Below are 285 nucleotides of genomic sequence, written 5' to 3'. Positions count from 1 at the left end.
CCGGCCAGGTCGTACTGCTCGATGCCGGTTCAACCAATCTGGTGATCGCCCAGCAGTTGCCGGCCGCCCTCGGCCTGACGGTGATCACCAATGCGCCACAGATCGCCACCGCCGCCAGCCTGCTTGATGGCACCTCGGTGCAGCTGATCGGCGGCCGCCTGGCCAGCGGTGGCGGCGCGGTCGGTGCCGAAGCACTGGCCCAGGTGCAGCGCCTGCGTGCCGATGTGTACCTGCCCGGCCCCTGCGCGGTGGACGGCGACACCGGCGTGTGGGCAATGGATGCGG

General features: G+C 70.9%; 1 pseudogene. It reads left to right on the top strand.

The features are described 5' to 3' along the window. Window positions 1-285 (top strand): annotated as a pseudogene (locus tag EN846_RS34695) (DeoR family transcriptional regulator); the annotation flags it as partial.

It is taken from the genome of Mesorhizobium sp. M4B.F.Ca.ET.203.01.1.1 (assembly GCF_004791025.1).
Classification (GTDB): domain Bacteria; phylum Pseudomonadota; class Alphaproteobacteria; order Rhizobiales; family Rhizobiaceae; genus Mesorhizobium; species Mesorhizobium abyssinicae.
The sequence above is the reverse complement of the archived record's forward strand: the minus strand, read 5'-3'. Positions and strand labels throughout refer to the sequence as shown.